Raw genomic sequence first — 6,516 nt, forward strand, 5'->3', positions numbered from 1 at the left:
CATTAATAATAAGTATATTACCTCATGTAGTTTTATTCTTTTCTGAAGAATTAACTTGTCAGACGTTAAACAATATATAATATAGTAGAAACTCAGAATTTTTTGCAAAAAGAAACCATCTCATAGTCATCTGAGATGGTTTACATTTTGTTTAAAACAAAATTGATATAGGTAAATACAAATAAATTTACTTTATGTCATGAGTAGATTTATGTCTTATTGATTTTTTAATTTTGTTTTTTGGACTTTATTTTACCTGTCCAAGTACGAAAGCCGCCTTGAAGCTGGTAAATTTGGTTGTAGCCACGCTTTTTAAGAAATAGAGCAGCACGTGAGCTACGGCCTGTATTTTGACAGTATAAATATACTGGTAAATCTGGGCGAATTTCTTTGTGACGTTGACGTAGAGTAGTTGAAGGAACATTGCGTGCACCAAGGATGTGACCAGCATCAAATTCTTTTTGTTCACGTACGTCGATAAGCTGTGCTTTACGATAGCCTTCAATAAATTGTTCTTGTGTTAGGTTTGTTACGGCTTTTTTTAGTCGTAGGGCATTTATGCCGATATAAGCAATTACAACTACTAAAATAACACCGATTGTGATAAGTATGTTCAACAAAATTTCTTACCCCTTTCTATCTTCTTTATTATTATAAAAGATGCGCTAGCGATAGTCCAATGAGTTTGATAAAATAAATTACATTGTGGCTAGAATTAATCTATCTTTTGTCTAGGAATGTTTTAGTGAAAGGCCACAGAATTATCCACTATTTTCTTGGTTTTGTGTGGGGGATTACTTAGATAAAGAATTGAATTAAACGAAAAGTGTCAAAATTTGAGAAGCACTATTTTTGGCTCATTATTAAGAGTAGGATGAAATTTGTTTAAATGTATGCCCTATATAGGTTGATTGGAGTGAAGGCGGGGCGATAAGACCCTGCAGCGAAGCGGAGCGTCAGCGACAAATGTTTTAACTGTGCGAAAGCGAAGCGGCAGCAACAAAGCGCCCAGCCGTAACGGAAATTAACCACTCGCTTTAGCAATGAGCCTTATTTTGTACACATTCGCATAATATTTGTAGGAGATGAAAATATGACAACTTGGTATTTTCTAAATTCAGGGAAATGTAGCCCTTCTTTTAATATGGCATTAGATGAAGCATTACTTGATTGGCATAGTGAAGGTTTAATTCCACCAGTCATTCGTTTTTATGAGTGGGAGCCAGCAACACTTTCGATTGGCTATTTTCAGCAGGCGAAAAGAGATATTAATCTAGAAGCGGTACGAGAACAAGGACTTGGCTTTGTTCGTCGCCCAACAGGTGGTAGAGCTGTTTTACATGAACATGAATTGACATATAGCGTCATTGTATCAGAAAGCTATCCTAATATGCCTGAAACAGTGACAGAGGCATATAGAGTGTTAAGTGAAGGTATATTACAAGGTTTTCATAATCTAGGTATGGATGCTTATTTTAGTGTACCTGATACAGAAGAACAAAGAGCAGACTTAAAGAAACCAAAAAGCGCAGTTTGCTTTGATGCGCCAAGTTGGTATGAGCTTGTCGTGGAAGGAAAAAAAGTAGCTGGTAGTGCACAAACTCGTCAAAAAGGTGTTATTTTACAGCACGGAGCTATTTTACTTGATTTAGATCAAGAAAAATTATTGTCTGTCTTCAATTTTTCAAGTGAAGAAGCAAAGGATCGTATGCGTAGAAAGATGCCAGAGAAGGCTGTTGCTATCAATAACCTTGTTAAAGAACCAGTGACGATAGAACAATGTGTGACAGCATTTAGAGATGGTTTTGCAAAATCGTTGCAAATTGATTTAAAACCATTTACACTTTCTGAGGAGCAATTAGAATATGTACATGCATTAGAAGAAAAAAAATATGCATGTGATGATTGGAACTTCAAAAAATAAAAAATGGTATAAGAAAAATATTTTTTTATCGTTCAACCCTTGTAATAACAAGTAGTTCGGATTCTATTCGAAATTGCAAGAGTTGAATTGAAAAACTATATATAGTATCTTAATTAAAGAAATATACACAATATGTAGTGTTTAGCGACACATGATATTGTGTATTTATTTTGTAAGGCAGAAAATAAGGGAGGCAAAATGATGGTACTAACAAATCATCAACCCGAAGTAAACAAATTTGAACAGTTAAACAAAGACATTGAACAATTTCCGCAGGTTCATCCTGTAACACCTGATATGCACATTACGCATAAGGGTGTATCAAGACTTGTGATGATCGATCGCTACTCGTTTAAGGATACGGAGAAGAAAACGTTAAAAGCCGGTGATTTTGTCGTATTAACAGTGAAGGCAGATCCGAAATTCCCTGCACGTGGTTTGGGGACAATCCAAAAGCTTGATATGTCTACGAAAACAGCAGAAATTTTGATTGAGGAAGATTACCGTAGTGCGTTAGATGATCCGAAAGAGCAAGAAACGGGTGTGATTACACGTTCAATTGACGTGCTAGAAAAGCCTCTTGAAATATTTTATGAACAAATCGCAAAACGAAATGCAACAGGACTTGCTGCTGTTGAAAAAACACAAGAGAAACGCCAAGAATGGTTTGAGAAGTTTTATGAGCAGTTAGTATCATTGAAATTCATTCCAGCTGGACGAGTTATTTACGGAGCAGGATCTGAAACAGATGTAACGTTCTTCAACTGTTACGTAATGCCATTTGTAGCAGATTCACGTGAAGGTATCAGTGATCATCGTAAGCAAGTAATGGAAATTATGAGCCGCGGTGGTGGTGTAGGGACGAATGGTTCGACATTGCGTCCACGTAACACTTTAGCACGTGGTGTAAATGGTAAATCATCTGGTTCTGTATCATGGTTAGATGATATTGCGAAGCTGACTCATCTTGTCGAACAAGGTGGTTCCCGCAGAGGTATGCATAATCTAGGTGCTTCTGCGTAAACAAACCTCGTGAATTGCTGGGAACTCTTTAACGGAAATATTGTCACTTTAATTGAGGTGGGAAATATGGATGTTTATAATGCGAAACAGCCACAGACTTGTTTAATATGTGGTTTTACAATAAATCATAATAAACAAGGAAGGTTTACGTCTCATTTGAAAAATGAGCATCATTTAACATTAGAAAATTATTTAATATCTTATTTTTATCCAGTAGAAATGGTAACCTGCCAATATATTTTATGTAATAAAAAGGTTAAATTGAGGCGTGGTATTCCCAATCAATTTTGTAGTAGCAGCTGTCGAGGAAAAGGTGAGCCTTTAACTTGTGTAATTTGTGGAAAACTATTCGATGAAAAGCACCGGCAGACTAAAACTTGTAGCAAAGAGTGTGCGAGTAGGCTGCGATCACAAAATACAGGAAAATGGCACAATGAAATGCCAGATGAACAAAAGAAGGTTCATTTTGAAAATATCATTTCAAAAACAGCTAAAACTAGAAAAATGAATGGGACTCCTTCATGGAATAGCGGTAAGACTGGAGTTTATAGTAAAGAAACTATTGAGAAAATTCGACAAGCTGCATTAAAACAATTGGAGAGAGAAACATTTAGAAAAACTAGTATTGAAAGAGCTCTCGAGGGTTTCTTGGTCGAACAATCAATCCCTTATAAATATTCCTTTATATTTGAAGGAGCACAATTTGATTTTTTATTAGTAGGGACAAATATTCTAATTGAATGTGATGGCGATTTTTGGCATGGGAATCCAAAATTTTATTCCTCTTTTTATGAAGTTCAAAAGAGGATAAAAGCTAGGGATATCGATAAAAATCAAATTGCAGTGGCTCATGGATATACTTTACTCCGTTTCTGGGAAGATGAGATAAAAAACGATTTTGAAAATGTAAAAAAACGCATTATAAATGCACTGCTAGCTACAACGTAACTGGAAACGGTAAGCGTGAATGCTTGAAAATAGCAGTGGGATAAAGACAATCAGCAGCCAAGCCTCTTTCAAAGAGGAAGGTTCAACGACCATCGAAAGCACGCTAAGATAGCGGAAGCGAGTAGAGTAGGAGTGAAGCCACTCCGAAGTGCGAGGACATCTATTAAGATGTAAGATATGGTCTCAACTTCTATGGTGACATAGAGAGCGGGTGTAGCGAACCCGCGTAAGAAATCGGCACAAATGATTATGCTGGCAGATTGGCATCCTGATATCGTGGAATTTATTATTTCAAAAATGCAAAATCCACGTATTCTACGATACCTAATCGAAAATACAACGGATAAAACAATTATTCGCTTAGCAAAAGAAAAATTAAACTTTAAGCCTCTTTCATTCCAAGAGGAAGCGATGTATCAAGGTATTGTTAACTATAAAGGTATCGAAGGCTTAGGTGGTTTTGATACAGCTATTATTCGTGAAGCGGAAAACAAACTGCGTGATGGTGGTACTTATACGGTTCACAATCCAGAGTTTTTAACTGGTGCAAATATTTCTGTAACATTAACAAAAGAATTTATGCAAGCTGTAGAAAATGACGCTGACTTTGAGCTTCGTTTCCCAGCTGTTGAAGAATATACAAAAGAAGAGATGGCTATTTACAACAGTGAATGGCATAAAGTTGGAGATGTGCGTGAATGGGAGAAAATGGGCTATAAAGTACGCACTTACCGCACGATTAAAGCGAAGGAATTATGGAATTTAATCAACGTTTGTGCAACGTACTCTGCAGAGCCAGGTATTTTCTTCATCGACAACGCTAATGACATGACTAACGCAAAAGCTTATGGTCAAAGCGTTGTAGCGACAAATCCATGTGGGGAACAACCACTTGCACCATATTCTGTGTGTAACTTAGCAGCTGTGAACTTAGCACAGTTTGCGAATAAAGAAAATCAAACAATTGATTACGAAGCACTACGTGAAACAGTTCGTGTTGGTGTTCGTATGCAAGATAATGTTATTGATGCTACACCATACTTCTTAGAAGAAAACCGTGTACAAGCTCTTGGAGAGCGTCGTGTTGGCTTGGGCGTAATGGGCTTAGCGGACTTACTCATTTATTGTGAGAAAGAATATGGCTCAGAAGCAGGTAATGAACTAGTTGATGAAATCTTTAAAACGATTGCTGAGACTGCGTATGAGGCGTCAACAGAGCTTGCAAAAGAACGTGGTAGCTTCCCATTCCTTGTGGGAGCAACAGAGGAAGAGACAGCACGTTTACGTAAAGCATTTACTGAAACAGGCTTCATGCAAAAAATGCCTGCACATATTAAAGAGCAAATTTTAGCAACTGGTATTCGCAACTCGCATTTACTAACAGTAGCTCCAACTGGTTCTACTGGTACGATGGTTGGCGTGGCAACTGGTCTTGAGCCATACTTCTCGTTCACATATTACCGCTCAGGTCGTCTAGGTAAATTTATCGAGGTAAAAGCAGAGATCGTACATGAATATTTAGAACGTCATCCAGAAGTGAATGAGAATGACCTTCCTGAATGGTTCGTTACGGCGATGGAGTTAAAACCAGAGGCGCATGCTGATGTACAATGTATCATCCAAAAATGGATTGATTCATCCATTTCAAAAACGGTAAACGCACCAAAAGGTTATACAGTACAGCAAGTTGAAAAAGTGTACGAGCGCTTATATAAAGGTGGCGCTAAAGGTGGTACGGTCTATGTAGATGGTAGCCGTGATTCACAAGTACTGACACTAAAAGCCGAAGAAAATGATATGGATCAACTATCATTCGAGGAAGAATTAGTAGAAGTACCAACGAAGCGTCCTGTTGTATTAGTAGATACGATTCAAGCGTTAGAATCGACAACAGTTATCGGTTCGGATGTAGGGAATACTTGCCCTGTATGCCGTAAAGGAACTGTAGAGGAAATCGGTGGCTGTAATACATGTACAAACTGTGCTGCACAGTTAAAATGTGGCCTATAAAATAAATGAAAAAGTGTCTATTGTAGATTTGAAATAAAGTCGTACCGTTTATAAAAAAGATGTACCGTTTTACCCCTTTGGATAATATTAATCTAAAGGGGTGTTTTTATGTCAAAACGAACTAGAACATCTAAAGCCGAAAAGTGGATTAAAGAAGGTCGTGGCTCTGGAGTTGGAGTGGATTATAAACCATGGTTAAACGTTCAAAATGTGTCTTCGAAAGGTCGGTCAACACGTTTAAAAGGTATTAAAACAAATAGACAGCATGAATTTCTATCAGATTTGGAACGAAATTACTTTTATTTAACTGAATATTCGGATTCTGTCGTTGATATTCGAGAACAATTTCCTTTATTGCCGTTGGAAGAAACAATTGTCATTGCAGATGAATTAGGTCTTAAACATCCTACAGACCCAAAAACAAATGAGCCAGTTGTGATGACACAGGATTTTTTATTAACAGTAGATAAAGGTGAAGGTTTAGCAGAAATCGCAAGTAATTAACTTTGTTATTTTAAATTATTATCATCATTTCAAGTATTAAAAAACTCTAATAATTCGCATCTAACAAATTTGAAAAAGGTTTCTATACATATATGTAGACTTGAAAT

General features: G+C 36.8%; 3 protein-coding genes and 3 pseudogenes. 5 read left to right on the top strand and 1 reads right to left on the bottom strand.

Annotated elements, in window-relative coordinates; translation table 11 throughout:
* Positions 1–227: 227 nt before the first annotated feature.
* A complete protein-coding gene (locus PVA17_RS24005) occupies positions 228–617 on the bottom strand; it encodes a rhodanese-like domain-containing protein (protein WP_132357268.1) in 390 nt (129 codons plus the stop codon).
* Between the two features lie 476 nt (positions 618–1,093).
* On the opposite strand from PVA17_RS24005, the gene PVA17_RS24010 reads away from it, so the two are divergent.
* The 5 genes and pseudogenes from PVA17_RS24010 to PVA17_RS24030 all read left to right on the top strand — a co-directional run.
* Positions 1,094–1,924: a lipoate--protein ligase family protein gene (locus PVA17_RS24010; RefSeq protein WP_248716418.1), complete on the top strand. Its 831-nt coding sequence runs from the start codon at positions 1,094–1,096 to the stop codon at positions 1,922–1,924.
* A gap of 201 nt (positions 1,925–2,125) precedes the next feature.
* Positions 2,126–2,920: pseudogene (locus PVA17_RS24015) on the top strand (ribonucleotide reductase N-terminal alpha domain-containing protein); the annotation flags it as partial.
* A gap of 93 nt (positions 2,921–3,013) precedes the next feature.
* Positions 3,014–3,895, top strand: a complete 882-nt coding sequence (locus tag PVA17_RS24020) for an endonuclease domain-containing protein (RefSeq protein ID WP_274069219.1) — start codon at positions 3,014–3,016, stop codon at positions 3,893–3,895.
* 228 nt (positions 3,896–4,123) lie between these two features.
* Positions 4,124–5,905: pseudogene (locus PVA17_RS24025) on the top strand (vitamin B12-dependent ribonucleotide reductase); the annotation flags it as partial.
* A gap of 108 nt (positions 5,906–6,013) precedes the next feature.
* Positions 6,014–6,400, top strand: a pseudogene (locus PVA17_RS24030) (TnsA endonuclease N-terminal domain-containing protein); the annotation flags it as partial.
* Positions 6,401–6,516 lie beyond the last annotated feature (116 nt).

Origin of the sequence: Lysinibacillus sp. CNPSo 3705 (assembly GCF_028674935.1) — a bacterium.
Classification (GTDB): Bacteria; Bacillota; Bacilli; order Bacillales_A; family Planococcaceae; genus Lysinibacillus.

Coding starts and splice junctions, on each gene's coding strand:
- PVA17_RS24020 (WP_274069219.1), top strand. CDS start 3,014: ATGGATGTTTATAATGCGAAACAGCCACAGACTTGTTTAATATGTGGT.
- PVA17_RS24010 (WP_248716418.1), top strand. CDS start 1,094: ATGACAACTTGGTATTTTCTAAATTCAGGGAAATGTAGCCCTTCTTTT.